Annotated in this window: 20 protein-coding genes; 6 read left to right on the forward strand and 14 right to left on the reverse strand. The window is 36.8% G+C overall.

The window, feature by feature from the left end; translation table 11 throughout:
• Window positions 1-2: 2 nt before the first annotated feature.
• From tssM to GTH24_RS14770, 4 genes are all read left to right on the forward strand, one after another.
• Window positions 3-3554: a type VI secretion system membrane subunit TssM gene (gene tssM / locus GTH24_RS14755; RefSeq protein WP_164526586.1), complete on the forward strand. Its 3552-nt coding sequence runs from the start codon at window positions 3-5 to the stop codon at window positions 3552-3554.
• A 39-nt stretch (window positions 3555-3593) separates the two neighbouring features.
• Window positions 3594-4925, forward strand: a complete 1332-nt coding sequence (locus tag GTH24_RS14760) for a VasL domain-containing protein (protein WP_164526587.1) — start codon at window positions 3594-3596, stop codon at window positions 4923-4925.
• A 59-nt stretch (window positions 4926-4984) separates the two neighbouring features.
• Window positions 4985-6721, forward strand: a complete 1737-nt coding sequence (locus GTH24_RS14765; protein WP_164526588.1) for a type VI secretion system baseplate subunit TssF — start codon at window positions 4985-4987, stop codon at window positions 6719-6721.
• A 568-nt stretch (window positions 6722-7289) separates the two neighbouring features.
• Window positions 7290-7598, forward strand: a complete 309-nt coding sequence (locus GTH24_RS14770; RefSeq protein WP_072070819.1) for a helix-turn-helix domain-containing protein — start codon at window positions 7290-7292, stop codon at window positions 7596-7598.
• Window positions 7599-8182: 584 nt separating this feature from the next.
• On the opposite strand, the gene GTH24_RS14775 is transcribed toward GTH24_RS14770, so the two are convergent.
• The 9 genes from GTH24_RS14775 to GTH24_RS14815 form a co-directional block, all read right to left on the reverse strand.
• Window positions 8183-8632: an IrmA family protein gene (locus GTH24_RS14775; RefSeq protein ID WP_154632030.1), complete on the reverse strand. Its 450-nt coding sequence runs from the start codon at window positions 8630-8632 to the stop codon at window positions 8183-8185.
• Window positions 8633-8697: 65 nt separating this feature from the next.
• A complete protein-coding gene (locus GTH24_RS14780) occupies window positions 8698-9186 on the reverse strand; it encodes a hypothetical protein (RefSeq protein ID WP_164526589.1) in 489 nt (162 codons plus the stop codon).
• Between the two features lie 150 nt (window positions 9187-9336).
• Window positions 9337-9810, reverse strand: a complete 474-nt coding sequence (locus GTH24_RS14785) for a hypothetical protein (RefSeq protein WP_164526590.1) — start codon at window positions 9808-9810, stop codon at window positions 9337-9339.
• 4 nt (window positions 9811-9814) lie between these two features.
• Window positions 9815-9991, reverse strand: a complete 177-nt coding sequence (locus GTH24_RS14790; RefSeq protein ID WP_164526591.1) for a hypothetical protein — start codon at window positions 9989-9991, stop codon at window positions 9815-9817.
• Window positions 9988-10695, reverse strand: a complete 708-nt coding sequence (locus tag GTH24_RS14795; RefSeq protein WP_164526592.1) for a helix-turn-helix transcriptional regulator — start codon at window positions 10693-10695, stop codon at window positions 9988-9990. The genes GTH24_RS14790 and GTH24_RS14795 overlap by 4 nt, the downstream gene beginning before the upstream one ends.
• Before the next feature lie 211 nt (window positions 10696-10906).
• Window positions 10907-11743 (reverse strand): DUF932 domain-containing protein, encoded by an 837-nt coding sequence (locus tag GTH24_RS14800; RefSeq protein WP_164526593.1) that lies wholly within the window; start codon window positions 11741-11743, stop codon window positions 10907-10909.
• Between the two features lie 13 nt (window positions 11744-11756).
• Entirely contained in the window at window positions 11757-12182 is a 426-nt protein-coding gene (locus GTH24_RS14805; RefSeq protein WP_164526594.1) for an antirestriction protein, read from the reverse strand.
• 91 nt (window positions 12183-12273) lie between these two features.
• Window positions 12274-13146, reverse strand: a complete 873-nt coding sequence (locus GTH24_RS14810; protein WP_164526595.1) for a GTPase family protein — start codon at window positions 13144-13146, stop codon at window positions 12274-12276.
• A 61-nt stretch (window positions 13147-13207) separates the two neighbouring features.
• Complete coding sequence (locus GTH24_RS14815) at window positions 13208-14146, reverse strand: hypothetical protein (protein WP_164526596.1); 939 nt, start codon at window positions 14144-14146, stop codon at window positions 13208-13210.
• Window positions 14147-14573: 427 nt separating this feature from the next.
• On the opposite strand from GTH24_RS14815, the gene GTH24_RS14820 reads away from it, so the two are divergent.
• The gene (locus tag GTH24_RS14820; protein WP_164526597.1) at window positions 14574-15161 is read left to right on the forward strand and encodes an inovirus Gp2 family protein; all 588 of its coding nucleotides are present in this window, start codon (window positions 14574-14576) and stop codon (window positions 15159-15161) included.
• A gap of 105 nt (window positions 15162-15266) precedes the next feature.
• Entirely contained in the window at window positions 15267-15476 is a 210-nt protein-coding gene (locus tag GTH24_RS14825; protein WP_036968140.1) for a helix-turn-helix transcriptional regulator, read from the forward strand.
• A 361-nt stretch (window positions 15477-15837) separates the two neighbouring features.
• Here GTH24_RS14825 and arsC read toward each other — a convergent pair whose 3' ends face one another.
• Genes arsC through GTH24_RS14850 form a run of 5 tightly spaced genes read right to left on the reverse strand, consistent with a single transcriptional unit; the run spans window position 15838 to window position 20147 of the window.
• Window positions 15838-16278 carry a glutaredoxin-dependent arsenate reductase gene (arsC, locus tag GTH24_RS14830; RefSeq protein WP_036968137.1) on the reverse strand — a complete coding sequence of 147 codons (441 nt, stop codon included), beginning with the start codon at window positions 16276-16278 and terminating at the stop codon, window positions 15838-15840.
• A 10-nt stretch (window positions 16279-16288) separates the two neighbouring features.
• Window positions 16289-17578: an arsenic transporter gene (locus GTH24_RS14835; RefSeq protein ID WP_164526598.1), complete on the reverse strand. Its 1290-nt coding sequence runs from the start codon at window positions 17576-17578 to the stop codon at window positions 16289-16291.
• A 55-nt stretch (window positions 17579-17633) separates the two neighbouring features.
• Window positions 17634-19385 carry an arsenical pump-driving ATPase gene (gene arsA / locus GTH24_RS14840; protein WP_164526599.1) on the reverse strand — a complete coding sequence of 584 codons (1752 nt, stop codon included), beginning with the start codon at window positions 19383-19385 and terminating at the stop codon, window positions 17634-17636.
• Between the two features lie 13 nt (window positions 19386-19398).
• Window positions 19399-19764, reverse strand: a complete 366-nt coding sequence (gene arsD / locus GTH24_RS14845) for an arsenite efflux transporter metallochaperone ArsD (protein ID WP_164526600.1) — start codon at window positions 19762-19764, stop codon at window positions 19399-19401.
• 47 nt (window positions 19765-19811) lie between these two features.
• Window positions 19812-20147 (reverse strand): metalloregulator ArsR/SmtB family transcription factor, encoded by a 336-nt coding sequence (locus GTH24_RS14850; protein ID WP_164526601.1) that lies wholly within the window; start codon window positions 20145-20147, stop codon window positions 19812-19814.
• Window position 20148: the final 1 nt, after the last annotated feature.

Raw genomic sequence — 20148 nt, forward strand, 5'->3', positions numbered from 1 at the left:
TAATGAATTGGTCATTTCTTTCTGGAAAAAAAATAGCAGATTTTATAAAAAAAATTTTCTTTTCTGATAAATCAAAAATTAAATCCCTATTTTTACTTTTAGTTGCTTTAATTCCTGCGTTGTTTGTTATTTGGATCTGGTGGTGGGGAGCAAACTATGAATTTAAAGGAGACTATCCATTACGCTCACTTAGCGCACGTTGGTTAGCTACTGTTATCACTATTTTAGTGGTTGTCAGCTGGATTGGAATTGCAACATGGCTTCGGGTAAAAAAACTTGAAGGACTGAAATTAGAAGTAGAATTAGCCATTGTTGATCCTGTCCGTAATGATATTGAACACCAAACTCGTTATTTAAATTACTGGAAATCGCAGTTTATTAAACATCAAAATGGGCACACTAATGCGCTTTATCAAAAGCCTTGGTATTTTGTTTTAGGTACTGACGAAAGTGGCAAAAATACCTTATTAAAAAATAGCCTAAATACCTTAGATATTGCGCCTATTGAAAATATTGTTAACGAACAGCAAAAACTGTCTTTACATATAAAAATGCGACTCGCCGATCAAGCGATATTATTAATACCTGAAGGGAAGTTAATTACACAGCCTAATCTCATTTTAGAAAAACCAAAACTTTATCACCGACTATGGAATGAGTTACTAGGTTGGTTAAATGAACATCGTACGCGTCAACCAATGAATGGCATTATTCTTACTATCGATTTATTACAACTGCTGACAAACGACAAAGAGAAAAATAGCCAATTTATTGCCTCATTGCATATGCGGTTACAAGAAATTCGCATCACATTTAATAGTCAATTACCTATTTATATCGTATTTACAAAACTCGATTTATTACAGGGATTTGATGCGATGTTCCAATCATTAGAAACGAAACAACGTGATGAAATTTTGGGTGTGACATTTCAATTAAATAACAAAAATAACTGGGAAAAAGAGCTGAATACATTTTGGGACCAATGGGTAAGCCAAATGAATAGCGCCCTTCCTGAGATGATGATTAATCGTGTAGATGAAAGCCAACACACTAAATTATTTAGCTTTATTAGACAAATTCAAGGGTTGAAAAGTAACGTAATCAATCTAATTGATGCGCTAACATCTAGTGATAAGCAACAGGATATTCAATTACGTGGTGTGTATCTCACATCTGCAACACAAGTCGGGCAAGTTGATAATATCTTTAGCCAAACAGCATCTGTGCAATATCATTTACCAACAGCGCCTTTAGCGACTTGGCCAATTGCCGAAACTCACAGCTATTTTACACAATCACTTTTTCAAGATGTTTTGCTATCAGAGCCCAATCTGGCTGCTGAAAGTCAATTTTGGCTTAAAAAGCATCGTAGAAGAGTTCTATTAGCTTCTGCTATCAGTTTTGTTGGTATTATCGCTTTGTGGAATGGCTGGAGCCACTATTACAGCAAGAACTATCAATCTGGTGAAAATGTACTTAATGAAGTTAAAGCCTTTCGCGCGTCGGATACCACAATAACGACAAATACCGCAGGAAAAGAGCAACTTGCTGTATTAAATCCATTATTAGATGCCACATTAGCTTACGGTAATTATCGTGAGAAAAATAACCTATTTTCTGATCTTGGGTTATATCAAGGAAAGAATGTCGGCCCTTACGTCGAAAATGTTTATCTTCAATTAATAACAGAACATTATTTGCCTTCAATAATGAATTCTTTACTTATTGAGTTAAATAAAGCCAAAGCTGGAAGCGAAGAAAAACTAGAGATATTGCGCATTATGCGCATGCTTGAAGACAAAAGTGGACGCAATAATGAGATTGTTGAAAACTTTATGGCTAATTATTGGAGTCACTTATTTACGGGCCAGCGTGATATCCAATTTCAATTAATGTCACATTTGCAATACGCATTAAAACATACCGATTGGCAAGCTCAACGTAAAGCTGGAGAAACAACGGCAATTAATGCTTTTGCGCCCTTTACTCAATCTATTAATACAGCGCAAAAAGAGTTGAGCCGTCTACCTCTTTATCAACGTGTTTACCAAACATTACGCCTTAAAGCGAACCAAATGCTTTCATCACCATTAAATATACGTCATCAAGTTGGCCCTAGTTTTGACAATATTTTTGCTGCCATAAATGAAGATAAACTTCAAATGCCTCAGCTTCTTACTCTGTATGGGTTAACAAATTACTTTACTCAACATAATGATGAGCTAGTGGATCTGACCTTTTTAGATGCATGGGTCTTAAACTTAAGTACAAATACTCAATATAGTGAAAATGATCGAAAAGAGATCCAACGCCAAATCACGGAACAATATCTTAATGATTATACAGCTCAATGGCGTGCCGCTATCAGTAACCTTGAAATAAGAGAGTTTGAATCACTACAAGATGAGATTAATGCATTAGAACAAATTATTAGTGGTGAGCAACCAATACGGCGAGCATTACAAGTATTAAGAGATAACACAACATTACCAAAAATAGATAGCTCACTGCCTATTGCTGACCAAAAAGCATTAATGGATGAATTAAAATACAAATTACTCATACGGTTAGATAAAGAATTTGCACCTCAAACTGAAATTTTAGTCAGTAATAATGGTGAAAACCTGCAAAATCTTAATCAAAAATTAAATGAATTACATCGCTATTTATTAGGTATTTATAATTCACCTGTGCCAGGTAAAGCCGCATTAAAAGCGGTGACATCCCGTCTTGACGATAATAATCGTGACATTATCTTTGAATTATCTCAATCGGCTAAAACATTGCCTGAACCAATGAATCGTTGGGTAGGTCAATTAGCGGATCAAGCTTGGAATGTTGTGCAAAAAGAAGCAATCCGCTATATGGAAGTTGAGTGGAATGAAACCGTCGTTAAGCAATATCATACCTACATTATAGGTCGTTATCCGTTTAACACAGCTACTACACAAGATGTACCTTTAAGTGAGTTTGAACGCTTTTTTAAACCTAACGGTACATTAGATAGCTTCTACCAGCAAAATCTACGCCTTTTTGTTGAAAATAACTTAATTGAAAATAGCGATGGTCAGTCACTTATTCGTCCGGATGTATTAGAACAACTTGAAATAGCAAATCGAATTAGAAATACATTCTTCAATGCACAAGGCAATTTAGAAGCGCAATTTGCCATTGAAGCACTATCACTAGCAGGCAATAAGCGTCGTAGTATTTTAAATCTTGATGGTCAATTACTTGATTATTCACACGGCAGAAGCCATACCGTACATATGGTTTGGCCCAATTCAATGCGTTCAAATGTTGAAAGCAAACTCACCTTAGTACCCATTTCTGGCGATAAATCACCGCGCGCTATTTTATTTAGCGGTCCTTGGGCACAAATGCGACTGATTAATGGTGGCAGACTTACCAACATAAAACCACATTCTTTCGATGTGAAATTCACTCTTGATGGTGGTGATATGACATATCGGATCACAATCGATGAATCTAATAATCCTTTCTTTGGTGGATTATTTACGCGCTTCAAATTACCAGAAACCCTTTATTAACTGATTTCCCCTCATATTTATGAGGGGATAGGATATTTCATGAATACGCCAAAAGAAAAATTTGTGATAAAAATTGCAGGCTCTCCTTTAGATACCCCTGAATTTATCGCATTAAAAGCGGAATTTAATAAACTCAATCATCCTTCTCAGCCTGAGATCAGTTGGACACTTATTGAGTCTCTCTCATTAACGTTATTTAAAACTCACGGTATCGACTTGCAAAGTGGTGTTTATTATACGCTTGCTCGCCTTCATCTTAATGGCCTAAATGGTTTTACAGAAGGATGTGAATTGCTCGCCAATATTGTGGTGAGTCAATGGGATAATCTTTGGCCTTTCCAATCAAATCATCGATGTGATGTATTAAATTGGTTTAATACCAAAGCGGGGACTTTATTACGTCAATTAACCTTTTCTCCTTCTGATTTACGTTTAATTTATCGTTCAGAAAGAGCGCTACAATTAATTATTGATCAAATTACTCATACAGATTGGTCGAAATTACCAAAGCTAGAAAATTTACTCTGGTTTTTCCAAAATGCAGCAAAAACCTTAGAGCAAACAACAAAAAGTACAACACAAAAAAATAATAATGCCACGGTTAAGATCCCCCCTATTGTCTATATCAGCCCATCTGATGAACTGAAAGAAAATAACGTTTCTAAACCTAATCCTATCGCCGAAGTTGTTTTATATGACGATCCGCCTATTGAGAAAAAAACCATGAGTGCAAAAAAAGGCTTTTTTATTGGATTATTAAGTAGCAGTGCTATTTTTGTTGCTATTAGTGTGGCTATTTATCTACCAATGCAAAAAGAACTCTCCGCAATTACTGCTCAACCTGAAGGTGCTATTACACAGTGGTTATATCAACCTAATATCAGTTCATACGCAAATAATCTTATTTTAATGGAAAAACAGTCTCCTCTATTTGCACTAAGAAAATCGGAGCATATGCTGGATGTGGCTAAAAAGCTTTGGCCTAATAATGCTGATCAATCTTACGCAACACGACAATGGCAAAATACCCTCACTACGCGATTAGAAAATACCCCCATTGACAGCAGTTGGTCTGATACCAATAAATTAATCCAACAACTTTCTGACAGAATTGTTCAACAAGAGCGTAATCGAGGTAGCTTCACTCTTTCTTATTTAAAAACAGCTATTTATGAAATACAAAAAAGTCATAACAAAGCTATTCCAATTGAAAATAAGCTGTATGAGTTTTCACAGACAATAAATAAAGAGCAGATTATTTCACCCGCATTAATTAATAATCTTGATGCAGACGTTAATGGGTTATTAGCACGATATTATTTCCTTCAAAAAGAAGCGGAAGAATTAGGATTAAAACCTTACTCTTATTAAAAATAACAAAAAATCACAATAGATATTATTTATTATTAAAAGGCAGATATTACATTAACATGAGTGAAATTAAATACTTAAAAGAAAGACAATACCTACAAAAACTGGCAAAATCCTACGCACAAAAAAAACCACACTTAGCAGAAGTCTTAGAACCAGACGATCCACAAACAGGTTATTTAATGGAAGGATTTGCTTTTCTTTCTGCTCATTTACAAGAAAAAATTGATGATGCATTTCCTGAAATTACACTTCCTTTATTACAACGATTAGGCTCTCAAGCAATTAAAGGTGTACCATCAACATCAATTATTCAAATTAGTTGTGAAAAAGAGATTAATTACAGTTATTTTATTCCTAAAAATAGTAGTGTATTAGGTGATAATAATACATGTTTTTCAACTTGTCGTGATTTATATATTGAGCCTTATTCTCTTATTAAGAAGAAAGTGACACATCAACCCAATAAAAGCTGTATCTCTTTGACTTTTAAATATCTTGGTAATATTGAGCATACACAATCTTGCTCACTTAATTTATTTCTTAGTCCCATCAAAAATATTGCTGATATTTTATTGCTTGGACTAACTCAACATTTTGACTATATTGAATTAAAACACGCAGATAAAAATTATCATGGTGATAACGCAACATTTTGCTTTAATACTCAAATAGGTAAAAACTATCCTATTTTTTCGCAATCAGAAAATACCCCAAAAGCACCACAACAATTACTTGAAGGATTGTATCTTCCTCATGTTCACCACTTTATTAGCTTAGATATTCTAAATATTCTCAAGGAATTAGATTGGGAAAAAAGCACTAAATTTACGATTAATATATATTTAAATAAGCAAATTTCATTAACAGAAGAACAATGTCAAAACTGTTTTTTACTTAATTGCGTTCCTACCGTTGATAAAGAGAAAGAACATACCGCTATTCTTGATTTCCAAGAGAATAAGTCATCTTATTTATTGCCAATCCCTGATAACCACTATCTTTCAAATTTATCTGAAATCATGCTATCACTTGAACCTCATGAAAAAGAACGAGGTATTTATTGTCATTTTTATTCAATAACAGAGTTAACCTCAGCATCTCGTCTACTACCTCAATATCAAAATTCTCTTTTTTACTCATTAACCATAGATAAAGATATTACTGGACGCACATTTTACATTATTCATTTTTATGATAACAAAGGTAAAGCACTTATCTCGCCACCTAGTTTACATTTTTCTTGTACCTATATTGGCTTTGAAAAATATAAGGATAACCGCATTGGTGTATTAAATGCACATAGTGAAAATATGCCTGATAATTTATTACTTAAAAACATCACACCATTATCAGAATGTTTCCCTCCTATTGTTGATGATAAATGTTATTGGCATTTATTATCACATTATAGTGCTAATGCATTTATGCTAATGTCTATTTTAACAATAAAAAATATGCTTAGTGACTATTTAATTTATGCAGAACTAGATAAACAAATTACAAGAAAAATAAAAAAATCATTAGAAGGATGTATTGATTTAAATAGTTACACTTATGATTACATTTTAAAAGGTAAGCCACACCGTTGCCTATCTTTAACCTTAACCATTGATATTGACTGTTTTGAAAATGAAGGAGATGCATTTATTTTCGTTTCGCATCTTTATCATTTTTTTCCATTTTGTTTGTCAGAGAATATGTTATTAGAAATGAAGATTAAATTTAAAAACGATGATAAAATAAAATGGTTTTTATCACCATTCCCATTAAAGGGTTATAAGTCGTTATTGTGATTAAAAAGAGCCTTCAATAGGGCTCTTTTTAATCTTATTTTCCATACAAACAAAAAATATAATAAATTATCAGGTCTATTTTTTATTAAAACTAATACATCTCTTTATTTCAACGATGATGTTATAAAAATATTATTACTTCAATATAAATATGTTTTTAAAAAACCAATTGACAGAATTTATAATTGGACATAAAAAATATCAAAAATATAATTTGATAATAAAAATCCGAATCATTGAAAACGGGTTCATTAGGCATAGGCACAAAATACGTATATTTTTTGATCTACCTCATCACTACAACTCCATAAAGGAGTAGTTTCACTTCTCATACCAAATTTTCTTAAATCATATTATTCTTATTTAACACTCTTATTTCGCCATTAACAAACAAAAAAACCATTAAATGCTGACATAATTTATCTAAATAGTTGATTTAGGTAAAACGGTTTAAATCTTTTAATAAGCAAATATTAATAGTTATTAACTATTGATAGCTGATTTTTGATCGTTAATATCGATCTTTAAGTATTTTTACGATACTATCTTTTAAAAAGGAGAAATAAATATGAACACAATTAGTATTGTGGTAGGTCAACGAATTAAGCAGAAAAGAAAACAATTAAAAATAAGTGGTGTTGAAATGGGCCGAAAAATTGGAATAAGCCAGCAACACTATTCACGTTTAGAAAATGGCCACATAAAAATAACGGTAGATCAATTAATTACCATAGCCCTAATATTAGGAGTTTCTCCACAAAGCTTATTGCTCCATTCTGAAGTAATGTCTCCCATGATAAATACATGGGCTCAAACGGCCTTATCATCAAGTGATATTGTTGTATCAAGAAATAGAAAGCGTCGTAGTCTTAAATAAAACATAAAGAAATTTGTCTAATATTAGCTGATTTAACATCTAAGCTATTTTAACAAATAAAAAGCCTTAATTTTTACTTTCGTTCTATTAAATAAAATATTATCCACTTACATAATCAATCGATTGATTTATTGTTAAAATAAAGAATAAATTGTTAATTTTTTTAGGAGTTGAATGTTTTAATAAAATTTCTGGTATAAAAGATAATTTTTTATTGGAATCTCCCACCAAATAAGCCGCTATTTCTTTTGATGATAAATTATCAAATTCTTCAATATTAAAATACTCATCCAGCCAACTAGAAATAAAAATAGCACAGTAACAATTAATAGTTTTTTACATCATCCCCTTTATCTTAATCATCAAAAACAGTAATAAATAAAAGTAAAAAAAACAGATGTATTAATTACGCAATATAGATCTAATTAATTTTTTACAATTTACTCTATTGATTTTAAATGATCCCTACAGGATTCGAACACGAGTAAATTCACATTGTTTTATAATGAAAATATCGTGTTCGATAAATTTTATACCAACAAATATACCAACAATTATTTTTCTATCATAATGCCTAAGCTTTTCTACTTCCCTGAAATCGACATCTTCGCCAACTCTGGATTATTGGCCTCAAAGATGGATAGTGGTAATTCAACCTTACGGCCGTTTTGATCTTCCACCGCTTTAACCACTTCAAATTCAGCAACATCCTCACACGGAATTTCCAATCCTGCAAACGTAACACGAGTAGCGCTAGAATCGCCAAAAGGTTCAACTTCAAGTACTGTATCCCCTAATACTTTTCCTTGTCCATCTTTCATTCGTAGCGTTAACTCAAGCGCACCAAACTCCGCATGGGCTAGAACCATATGGTTACCGCCATTATCGAGGGTAAATGAGTAACCACAGTAACCTTGGTTAATAAAGTTTGAGCTGGTATGTGTGATGCTCGCATAACGCTGTTGTTCTTCAGCCAAGCTAAATGTACTGACTGCCAATAAACTCATCGCAAAAATGCTCTTTATCTTATTCATTACGTTACCTTTAGTTATCTTGTATCGTCCTCGCTACCGCCATTGACGGCAGCGAGAATATAGATTTATTGTTGGTAGGTTTGCAATCCGCCTTTAGTACGGTCTCTTTCTTTCCAGCGCGGTCGGTTCTTACCTGAGAACTCTTTTTGCATACTCCAATACCCAATGGGATAACGAGCTACAATCGTCCCGCCAACACCAATATCGACCGAAGAGTACTGACCATTATTAATCGTCCCTTTTTGGACATAGGCGTTAGGGCTACAAGTGCCCGTATCGCGTTGTTGCCAGTTTCCGTCAGTTCTTGCCACGATATAAAAATCACCAAATGCACAACCTGACGCGGATTTATGATTCAGTACAGCAACATAATGCTTGGTTGAGCCTACAATCCTACAGGTACTGTTTTGGCTTCCACACACTTGCCATAAGGTTTTACCACCATCCCCTTTATATTCCCAAATGGTATTTTTAGGGGGCTGGCTGGTGGCAGAGGCGGGTGATGTCATCAACCACAGTGAGGCTAATACAATTACAACTAAATATCTTTTCATTATAAATTCCTATCAAAATAAATAGAAACGTCAGATTGACGCTTGATGAGCACCGTCTAATGGGTGCTTGGCTTTCCCTGATATGGCGTATTCGATGGTTATCTGGTGAATGGTGAATAAGGTATCCACAACAAAAATTGCTGATCATGTTTAATGTGATGACTGACGGTTAAGTCGCATTGAAACCCAGTGACGAATTCGTCGATGAAGATAAAAAGCAATACCAGTGGCGATAAGCAAATCAACCAGCAATATCGTGGTGGCGATACCTTCAGTAAAACCGTATAGCCAACCGGATGACATGATAATCAGTAGACTAGAGAGGGCTAATCCGATAATGAAGGACGAGATAATGGCAACTAATTTGGGGTTGAAATGGATTTTATAATCAATCCCCTTAAAGGCGCTCAAAACCCATAAGCCTAATTGCGCCAAGAGTTGTGGGATAACTAAAACCAAGAGATATAAAACGAAGTACATCAATGTGATCCCATATGGGTTCATGATGAGGGCGATAAGCTGGAAATGTGTTAGCAATACGCCCGTGATCCAAAGGCATAACAACATACTGATAACGATAGCGATCCGTTCTAAACCCAGTTGTAAGTGTGAAACGGTGTTCATATTTTTAAGCTTCCTTATGTGATGATGAATTCACGGTGTGAGGTTTATTTTGAATAGGCATGATCCATTCGTGACCGCAATCGCGGCACATCCAGCCCGTACCCCATGCAATGATGTCTTGCTCAGAAGAACAGTGAGGGCAATGTGTGGGATGCGATGTTGGTGGAGTTAATAGCGTCATGGTCGGCTCCTTTCTTTGTGTGATGGAAGAGAGGTAAGTACTTGTGATATCAATCGAAAATGTGGTAAGGCTGCGATAAAACTGTTTTGTTGTGACAGTTGCATCACTGTGTGTTTCGGTGTGAAGGGGGTATTGAGTGGTTGAACTTGCTGGATATCCTCTAACAGCAAAACATGCACTTGCTGATGATATTCCGCCAATAAATACCACTGGCCTTCACGGTAAATGAGTTGATAAGGTTGTAGTGGATTAAAACGACGTTCAGGCGTAAGTAAGCTAATAGATTGCTTACTGGTAATGGCATACACCAATTGATAGAAATGGTCGGCATGCAAAGCCGAAATCTTATGGGCGTGATGCCAAATCAAACAAGGTGCATGGGGTTGTTGGGTTAACAGTAATCCGAGTAAGCGACTGTCTAGACCCGGAAACAACCGAGTCATTCCAATTTGTTTCACAAAGGTAAGAACATCCTTGTCTCGATAAGCTTTTAGCGTATTGATAGGCAAGCGATAACAACCTTGCCGACCTTCTACCCCCAGATAAGCCAAGCGTTCACGTAAATCCCGCTGTAACGTGCGTTCAGAAACATTGAACTCTTGGGCTAAACATGAGAGCACAAGGCTTTCTCCTGCCATTAATCGGGCAATCAGCGCAGAGAGTCGCACAGCCATGCGGTCATATTTTCGGTTAATCTGAAACATAACGTATTGCTCTCAATAACAGACGTTAGGAAATTAAGAAGTGAGGGAGTTTAACTTAGGGGATTGACAGGTTATGTCTGTTGGGAAAAATTCTCATTGGGCTTTTTAGTGAAAAATAGCTATATCTAATTATTTGATAAATAACGTTATGCTTTTTATTTGAACGATAAGAATGTAAGGCGTAACGACACAACCTGTCAGGGCGGGAAAATTAGTTGGGCTGGCGGTGAGCGAGTTGGTTAAATAAGGTATCCGCCATCACCCACAGGGCTTTATTGAGCTTGATATCGCCATCAATCCCATTCACCGAACGAGTACGAGCGCGTTTACCTTTTGCGGTTCTGCCTGATAATCCTCCTTTAATCAGGTTTTCTTGTAGACGTTGGTACACTGTCCAGAGGTCTTCTTTTTTATCTTCAAAGCGTCGAGGCTGAAGAACTTGCTCCCGTGTCACTGGCTGATGCTCTTCACCAAAGCGATAGGTCAAAGCCGCTTCAGCAAAGGCTTGCTGGGCTGGTGGAGGTAACAATAACGACTGCATACTTTCGCGTTTTTCAGCCACTTGCTCAAACGTATCGAGTACCTCATACGCCCCTTCAATCACTTTACCCACCACATCCCCTTTATGGGGTACACGCACTTCACCCAATACATCACCGCACACCAAACCGTTAGAGCACACGGCTCTAAAGAGTCCCGGTAACATTTGATAGCTACTTGAGCCATCATGGCTATTGAGCAAAATAATTTCAGGGACTTGTATTCCCGTAATTTGGTCATGGCGTCGAAGCCTTAACATATGCTTGGTGTGCTCTCGACGACTGATATCCCGTACACGGGTCTGGCAAGCAAAGAACGGATAAAAGCCTTCTTTTTGCAGGCTATCGAGTAAGGTAATGGTGGGAATATAAGTATATCGTTCACTGCGTGAATCGTGTTTTTCTTCAGAAAACACACTCGGTACAGTACGGAATAACTCTTCGATGGTGAGTGGACGGTCACGGCGAATACTGTTGGCAGAGCCAAAACGCGAAGCTAATAAACTCATGATAGACTCCTAATTAATCAATTAAATGGAAAATGGCAGCGGATTCAGAATGTTGTAGGGCATAGTCACGCAGTTGATAAAAGCGGTCACACATCAATTCACTTTTGGTTTGAAATGACCAGATGCTGTATAAAATCAGGCACACGACAATACCTGCGGCTTCACAACTGACCTGCGCTTCATTGCCGTTATGCATGTTGAATAAGGTCAGTGCCTCTTCTGATATATCCGGATAAATAAACGCCCCACCATTGGAGAGGGTGCAATATTCCCAATAGCCGCCGTTATAGGCCTCACAAAACTGCCCCATCGTAGTGAAGGTCACTATCTCAAAAGTAGCCCAGCCTTTGACTGCACCAAAATGGTTGAACAAAAAATCAAGGCGTTGTTCATCAGGGACTAATTTCATTGTGATAGCAGATTCAGTTGTGTTACTCATAAGTTGATACTCCAATAAAAAGAAATAAAAAAGCGCCAATCCCGTTAAGTAGTGGCGCTTGATGTCATCAATGTTGTGTTAATTTAAGAAGTTAAAAGAACAGGCTCCACAGGGATTTAGCGACGGAGACGATGCTGTTTTTGACAGTGCTGATCGTATGTTTTATCAATGTGGGTAATGGAATAATATCGATTATGGTATCGACGATATCACTGACACATTGCCCAAAATCGTTACGTGCTGAATTTTCCACGGAATGAGTCCGGTAAGTGCTGTTCAGTTGCCTAGTGACACCGCTACTGGCTTTAGCCGGTAACGCCTGTATTAATTGCTCTGCTAATTCAGTGAGTTGATAGTTTTCGACCGCAGAAACTGTCATCACAGGATGATGCGGCTTAAATGCGGTTATCACGGCTTGTTGCTTCAATTCTAAGCTAGCCGCTTGCTCAGGGGATGGCTGGTGGCTCAGTTCATTCCACTGGCGGCAGGGTTCTATTTTGTCGGCTTGGTTCAACACAAAAAGAAAGCGGTTTGGTTGATAACCACATTGCTCAGTGAAAAAGCGATAGCACTGTTCATCGGAAGACCATGCACGATCATCCGCTTTCAATACCCAAATGATTAAATCCAGTTCTGGTAATAGATTACGATATAGTGGGTGGTACTCTTTATCTCGTTCGATACTTTCCCCCACGCCGGGTAAATCTATAAAGGCGAGCGTATGGTTGTTCATCGACATACTGAAGCGCTGAGCTTGCCGTGTACAGCCAGAGACATTACTGACGGGCGATAGGACAGATTGGAATAGGGCGTTGATTAAGCTGGATTTTCCAGCCCCTGTTTTACCCATCAGGCCGATGGTAGGAGAGTAGTTGATAAGGTGATTGAGTTGGTTGAAAAACAGATTTTTAAATGAAGCAGGAAAGGCAGAAATAACCCTTCCTAATTCAGGATATTCGTTCATATTGCTTCCTTGAAAATAAATTCATCATCATTCAAGGTAATAATATATATCTGTAGTTTTTTTAATTTGCCTTTTTAGCTGTCAATATTAGCTTTTTTAATGGTTCCTCTGGTAAGTCAATTTGATCAATCATAGCTTCAATAATTTCATTAATATTTTTATTATGAAGCTTTGCTATTTTTTTTAATTTTAACTTTGATTCTTTAGATATATAGGTATTCAATACCTCTTTACCTTTAACGCCATCACGGAATTTCTTTTGACTCCATGCTTTTCTTGTTCTGGAAAGAAAATAATCCACGTGTTTAGGATTTGAAGTGATTGCCCAGTAATCAAAGCAAGAGTTAATTACCTTCCATTTTTCATTCCTTATCAAAAGAGCTATATCGCGAGAAACCTCCACATCTTCTTTCACCATTCTCTTAATCAACCAATTTAATGAATCATCGGTTTTATTAATAAATGAAAATACATCTTTATATTTATCAACATATGACATACTTTTATTTAAAAAATCCAAAAACAAAAATTCAAAATTGCTTTTACTCACCATAATACAAATATAGTCAATAAAACAAATTACATATTTCAATAAAGAATCGCTCCCTATCATCTCATCAAGGTCAAATGGAGAATAACTACTCATTGTCATTATTTGGTGATTACTTTCATTCTCTTTTAGTTTTTTATTATAAAATATCATTAAATAGTTCATTACTATAAGTAAAATTCGCTCACTCTTTAAAGATTTTATTTTTCCAATTTCAATTAAATTTTCTTTATAACAAGCCAAACAATTTTCAAAATTTAAAAAAGTATTTCTTTCTGACATATACAATTTTATTTCATCTAACAGATCACGATTAGACTTTCCTTTTCTATTATCAGTGAAATGACCAATATTAAAGTTTTGATCTATTACAATTTTATTTTTTAACAAATAAAACTCTATTGCATATATCTGCCTGTAACCTAAGTAATCATCGTCAATTTTTATCATGAAATTTTATCCTTACCTAGCAATTAACGTAGTATTTTACGTAGCATTTATAGTTACCTTGTATCATGTGAGAAACAGGATTTACGTGCTAAATATCACTATAATAGTAAAATTATAGTTAGAATGAAGGATAATCTTTAGATAAATTAATATCAGAGTTGATCTACTTGAAAAAGCATCAGTTCACCTTTGTTCAAAAGCGCTCTATCGCGGTCATCGGTGATGAGATAGAGAAGAGCCAAGCCGTGTTGGTATAGTATTATCTTAATAAAGAAAACCTATCCCATAACTACACCTAGAACATTAATCATTACCCTGTCACTGACTCACTAATTCATATGCTCATCATTTTTCTAAAGTGATGAATTCTTATTTTTAACAACATCCATTCTAGATATGAAAATAAAACCAACCAAAGGTATCAATCATGTCTAGAAACACCTACAACGAGCATTACATTCAAAAGATAAACCACACCATCCGTAAATCACTCTTAACCTATAATCGAGTTACTGCTATTCGAGTGGACTTGCGCTTTCCTTCATCGGATATACTTCACTTAAGTGACTCCAATGCCATCACCCGATTTTTTGAATCGTTAAAAGCAAAAATAAATGCTGACCTAAAACGTAAAAATAAAATATGGAAGCGTAACCATTCATGCCCTTTGTTTTATGTATGGGTCAGAGAGTTTGGTGAGATAAAAAACAAAAAACACTACCATGTACTTTTGCTATTAAATAAAGATGTTTATTGGAACCTAGGTGATTTTATTAAAACCAAAGGGACGCTCTATGCATTAGTACAACAAGCATGGTGTAGTGCTATTGGTGTAAACCATCCTGATAAGCGTTATTTAGTTCATATCCCGGAGAACGCCGTTACTTGGCTAGATAATAATGAAACCCACAATGAAAGTACGATATTCAAATTAAACCAGCGTTGTCGTTACTTAGCCAAAGAGCATACAAAATATTATGGTGATGGCGAGCGTTCTTTTGGGTGCAGCCGTTAATCTACCAATAAAAAACATGAGGGGGATATCTTTTGGAAGAGAGATATCCCTAAATATTCATCGATATCCCTTCTGCCTTTTAACTTTAAAGACAGGAGTTCAATAATGAGCACTCAAGCGATTCCCTTATTAGATGACCAATTCGTTGATATGAAATTTATAACCCGCTTAACCGGACTAACAGATAAATGGTTTTATAAATTGATCCAAGATGGGGAGTTTCCAAAGCCGATAAAACTGGGGCGTAGTTCTCGTTGGTTAAAGAGCGAAGTTGAAAATTGGTTACAAGCACGTATTGCCGAATCCAGAGTCTAACCATCACATCACTCCCCTATTCTGCGTTAGTAACACCAACATTTAAGTCACACTGAAAACTCAACAATGAGAAAGTATCATGCTCTTTATGAGACATTGCTACGCCTTTACCAACTCTGACTGAATGGACTTACCAAACTTACTGTCGCTCACGGAATGCTTCATCCCTATATCAAGAATAGTTACCAGCTGGTGGAGAGGATCATTGGCAAGCAGATGGAGAACCAGGGACTGGAGATAATAATGAATGATTATGTATTATTCACAACAACATATTTTATTTAGTTAACAGCATAAACACATACAGAGTGTTGAAGTTGCCAACAACACTCAATCCCATTCACTTTCTTAGGGTTTGTACTTAACTGGCCTCTTCATTTGCATTTTTACATCGTGTACTACCAATCACTATTTGACCATCTTCCTTGATAAATTCACTTTGTTGCTGATTAGGCAATATATCTAATACGACCTCTGATGGCCGACACAACTTTACGCCTAGCGGCGTGACAACAATCGGCCTATTGATCAGTATTGGGTACTGCAACATAAAATCGATCAATTGCTCATCGGAATAAAGGTTATTTTCTAAATTTAATTGCTCATAGGGCTCAACATTTTTGCGGAGTAATTCGCTGACTGTGATTTTCATATCGGCGATAAGTTGCACTAGCACATCCTTAGTCGGAGGTGTTTCTAGGTAATAAATAATCGTTGGCTCAACACCACTATTGCGGATCATGGCAAGGGTATTACGCGAAGTGCCACAATTGGGGTTATGGTAGATAGTGATCTCATTCATGGGGTTACCTTTAATTTAACAGTGAAAGTCGAAGTACTAAAGCAACGAGTGTGACAATGAGCACAGGGATAGTCATGATAATCCCGGTTTTGAAATAATATCCCCATGTAATGGTCATGTTTTTTTGCGATAAAACATGCAGCCACAACAATGTCGCCAAGCTACCTATTGGTGTGATTTTTGGACCTAAATCGGCACCAATCACATTGGCATACACCATCGCTTGCTGAATTAACTCTGTCGCTTCACTTCCTTCAATGGATAAAGCACCAATTAATACCGTTGGCATATTGTTCATAATTGATGATAAAAATGCGGTAATAAACCCAGTACCCAGAGTTGCTACCCATAACCCTTTATTGGCAAGGTAATTGAGCGTTTCAGAAAGATAATCGGTTAACCCTGCATTTCTTAAACCATAAACCACCAAGTACATACCTAAAGAGAAAATGACGATTTGCCACGGTGCACCACGTAACACTTTTTGGGTATTAATCGTATGGCCTCTGGCTGCTATCACCCAAAGAGTTAAAGCGCCAATTGCTGCAATAGCGCTAACAGGAATACCTAATGGTTCTAAGACAAAAAAACCGATGAGCAACAACACCAATACCAGCCAACCTGCTCTAAACGTTGTCATATCCTTAATGGCTAAAGTCGGTTCACTCAGTTTGGTAACATCATATTGTTTAGGAATATCTTTGCGGAAAAACCAATGCAGCATCACGAGTGTTGCAATAATTGCAGCGATATCCACAGGCACCATAATCGATGCATATTCAGTAAATCCAATATTAAAGAAGTCCGCAGAAACGATATTCACGAGGTTCGAAACAATCAGCGGTAAGCTCGCTGTATCTGCAATAAAACCCGCTGCCATGACAAATGCTAATGTCGTGCCTTTGTTGAAACCAAGTGCCAATAACATCGCAATCACAATCGGCGTTAATATCAATGCTGCGCCATCATTGGCAAACAAGGCCGCAACCGTTGCACCAAGTAACACGATATAACTGAATAACAGTTTTCCTTTACCCCCACCCCATTTGGCAACATGTAATGCAGCCCATTCAAAGAAACCACTTTCATCTAAAAGTAGGCTAATGATAATTACGGCAACAAATGTCGCCGTGGCATTCCAAACAATGTTCCAAACAATCGGAATATCTTGAAAACTGATCACACCAAAGATCAGTGCCAATACAGCCCCTACTGTGGCACTCCAGCCAATACCCAGTCCTTTGGGTTGCCAAATAACAAAGGTGATCGTTAAAATAAAAATCAATGCGGCAATAAACATAACAACCTCATTTAAAAGGTGCTTTTCCGCACCTTTTATTTTTAGAAAATAAAACTTACTCTGCAAGCTGACTTAATGCAGATATCCCCACAGGCTCTGTTTCAAGCAAAGGAACAATAGCAACACGTTTTGCCAATGTTGATGTCACTTTTTTAATCTGAGCGACTTCCTGTTCAGCTCTTGAAAGTAACAATGGTGATGTTGTTTCTGTGATAGATAGACTGTTATTGATTACCCACGCCCACGGATGTATATCTGCCCGTATTAAATCATTTTGCAAGTTCTCCGCCTCAAGCACAGGCGTAGTTTCAGCGAGTGTCGTAATAATAACTTTGGTGCGTTCAGGATCTTGTAATTGCATCATCGGCGTTAAATAATGACCTTTCTCGCCCATTTTTTTAGCAATTTCTTTATGGTATGCCCCTGTTGCATCCAGAAGTAATAATGTATGCCCAGTCGGCGCAGTATCCATGACGACAAAACGTTTACCCGCATCTCTAATGATGCGAGAAAAAGCCTGAAATACCGCAATTTCTTCTGTGCATGGAGAGCGTAAATCTTCCTCAAGTAATGCACGCCCCTCTTCATCTAAACCTTTCCCTTTTGTTTCTAAGACATAATGACGATAACGCTCAGTTTCAGCGATAGGATCAATTCGGCTAACTTGAAGGTTGGGTAAAACACCATCGAGGGTTGATTCAATATGCGCGGCTGGATCAGATGTGGTCAGATGTACATCAAGCCCTTTTTCTGCCAATTTAACTGCGATTGATGCCGCAATCGTTGTTTTCCCTACACCACCTTTGCCCATTAACATAATTAGCCCATGCTGTTGCTGAGATATTTCGCCAACCAGTTCTGACAAGGTAGGTAAAGAAATAGGTTGTTTTGTCGGGGTAATAGTTGGAATTTGTGGCATGTCATTAGATAACAACTGCTTCAGTGCATCGACACCCACCATATTGATCTTTTGTAAATAAAGAATATCGACAGGTAACGAGCGTAGTGCTTCAGGCATAGACTCTAATGCCGCTTGTTCACGAGAGTAGAGCGCATGGGATAACTTATCATTTTCAGTCACCGCCGTTTCAGGGAAAACACCATTGACAATCAATTGCTGATTTTTGATACCCAGAGATGACAACTCGCTATAGGTTCTTGAGACTTCCCTCAATGCGGCAAACTGAGGTCGTGCAACCAAGACTAGCCTTGTTAGTGATTTATCACTCAACGCTTTCACCGCCATGCTGTACTGCTCACGTTGTTTATCAAGGCCAGACATTGGCCCTAGACATGACGCACCATCAGGATTGTCACTAATAAAATCACTCCACGCACTCGGGAGTTGTAATAAACGGATGGTATGCCCCGTTGGTGCGGTATCAAAAATGATATGGTCAAATTGCTCTGTAATTTCGGTATTGGTTAACAACCCAGTAAATTCATCGAAAGCTGCAATCTCTGTTGTACAGGCACCTGATAGTTGTTCCGTAATACTTTGAATTACCGCTTCAGGTAAACTTTCTTTGATTGGATTAATAATTTTGTTTCGATATTCTTCGGCTGCGGCTTGAGGGTCTATTTCAATTGCAAATAGATTTGGAACCAATGTTATTGGCTTAATCTGATTTCCTATTGATTGAGAAAATACCTGTCCGACGTTAGATGCAGGATCTGTACTCACTAGCAGGACTTTTTTTCCATCCTCTGCCAGCTTGATTGCTGTCGCACAGGAAATTGAGGTTTTACCCACACCACCTTTTCCAGTAAAAAATAAATAATTAGGTGTGTTATCTAAAAATTTCATTTTATTGCTCCTGTTAACAACACGTTTTGTCATTACCGCAACACGATTTAACTATTTCGGCTTTTTCAATATTCAGGCGAATACCAAACCATCTGGCTAACTCATGTCGTTTTGGGTATCGACCAGTCAGCACAATCTCACCATCCAGAATCAATAGTGGAAGTGACTCGGCACCTGCGGTTTCCAAAAATATTTTTGCTTTTGTATTGTTAACGAACTCCATAGGCTCTTGCGCTAAATTAAAACGCCTTATACTTGCCCCTTGTTTTTTTAACCAATCCACATCTGTTGCGAAGTCTACCAATGCTTGATCGACTTCGGTTCCACAAACACCAGTGCTACAACATAACGCTGGGTCAAAGACTTCTAGTTTTTTCATACCTCAACCTTACATATGTTTTTTCATATATGTTAATTTAAAAAATTTTATGCGGAACAACTACTCGCAGACTCTTTTGTCTCTAGACTCTTAAGCAAATCTGCAACTCTATTTTTCTCTGTGACATAGGTGACATCAATGATACTTTTCACCCACGGTAGTAATGCCGGAGATAATCGATAATGAACCCATTTACCCTGTTTTGAATCGAGCAAAAGACCTGATTCTCTTAGCATTGCTAGGTGTCGAGAAGTCTTTGGTTGCGATAAATTCAAGGCCGTATAGATATCACAGACACATAGCTCACCAGATGCTTTCAAAAGCAACACGATATCGAGCCTTGTTTGATCACCTAAAATTTTAAACAGCTGTAATGGTTCCATG

Origin of the sequence: Proteus vulgaris (assembly GCF_011045815.1) — a bacterium.
Classification (GTDB): domain Bacteria; phylum Pseudomonadota; class Gammaproteobacteria; order Enterobacterales; family Enterobacteriaceae; genus Proteus; species Proteus vulgaris_B.

Coding starts and splice junctions, on each gene's coding strand:
- GTH24_RS14785 (WP_164526590.1), bottom strand. CDS start 9,810: ATGAACACCGTTTCACACTTACAACTGGGTTTAGAACGGATCGCTATC.
- GTH24_RS14760 (WP_164526587.1), top strand. CDS start 3,594: ATGAATACGCCAAAAGAAAAATTTGTGATAAAAATTGCAGGCTCTCCT.
- GTH24_RS14775 (WP_154632030.1), bottom strand. CDS start 8,632: ATGAATAAGATAAAGAGCATTTTTGCGATGAGTTTATTGGCAGTCAGT.
- GTH24_RS14805 (WP_164526594.1), bottom strand. CDS start 12,182: ATGAGTAACACAACTGAATCTGCTATCACAATGAAATTAGTCCCTGAT.
- arsD (WP_164526600.1), bottom strand. CDS start 19,764: ATGAAAAAACTAGAAGTCTTTGACCCAGCGTTATGTTGTAGCACTGGT.
- GTH24_RS14765 (WP_164526588.1), top strand. CDS start 4,985: ATGAGTGAAATTAAATACTTAAAAGAAAGACAATACCTACAAAAACTG.
- GTH24_RS14850 (WP_164526601.1), bottom strand. CDS start 20,147: ATGGAACCATTACAGCTGTTTAAAATTTTAGGTGATCAAACAAGGCTC.
- GTH24_RS14815 (WP_164526596.1), bottom strand. CDS start 14,146: ATGATAAAAATTGACGATGATTACTTAGGTTACAGGCAGATATATGCA.
- tssM (WP_164526586.1), top strand. CDS start 3: ATGAATTGGTCATTTCTTTCTGGAAAAAAAATAGCAGATTTTATAAAA.
- arsA (WP_164526599.1), bottom strand. CDS start 19,385: ATGAAATTTTTAGATAACACACCTAATTATTTATTTTTTACTGGAAAA.
- GTH24_RS14810 (WP_164526595.1), bottom strand. CDS start 13,146: ATGAACGAATATCCTGAATTAGGAAGGGTTATTTCTGCCTTTCCTGCT.
- arsC (WP_036968137.1), bottom strand. CDS start 16,278: ATGAATGAGATCACTATCTACCATAACCCCAATTGTGGCACTTCGCGT.
- GTH24_RS14825 (WP_036968140.1), top strand. CDS start 15,267: ATGAGCACTCAAGCGATTCCCTTATTAGATGACCAATTCGTTGATATG.
- GTH24_RS14790 (WP_164526591.1), bottom strand. CDS start 9,991: ATGACGCTATTAACTCCACCAACATCGCATCCCACACATTGCCCTCAC.
- GTH24_RS14795 (WP_164526592.1), bottom strand. CDS start 10,695: ATGTTTCAGATTAACCGAAAATATGACCGCATGGCTGTGCGACTCTCT.
- GTH24_RS14835 (WP_164526598.1), bottom strand. CDS start 17,578: ATGTTTATTGCCGCATTGATTTTTATTTTAACGATCACCTTTGTTATT.
- GTH24_RS14800 (WP_164526593.1), bottom strand. CDS start 11,743: ATGAGTTTATTAGCTTCGCGTTTTGGCTCTGCCAACAGTATTCGCCGT.
- GTH24_RS14770 (WP_072070819.1), top strand. CDS start 7,290: ATGAACACAATTAGTATTGTGGTAGGTCAACGAATTAAGCAGAAAAGA.
- GTH24_RS14820 (WP_164526597.1), top strand. CDS start 14,574: ATGTCTAGAAACACCTACAACGAGCATTACATTCAAAAGATAAACCAC.
- GTH24_RS14780 (WP_164526589.1), bottom strand. CDS start 9,186: ATGAAAAGATATTTAGTTGTAATTGTATTAGCCTCACTGTGGTTGATG.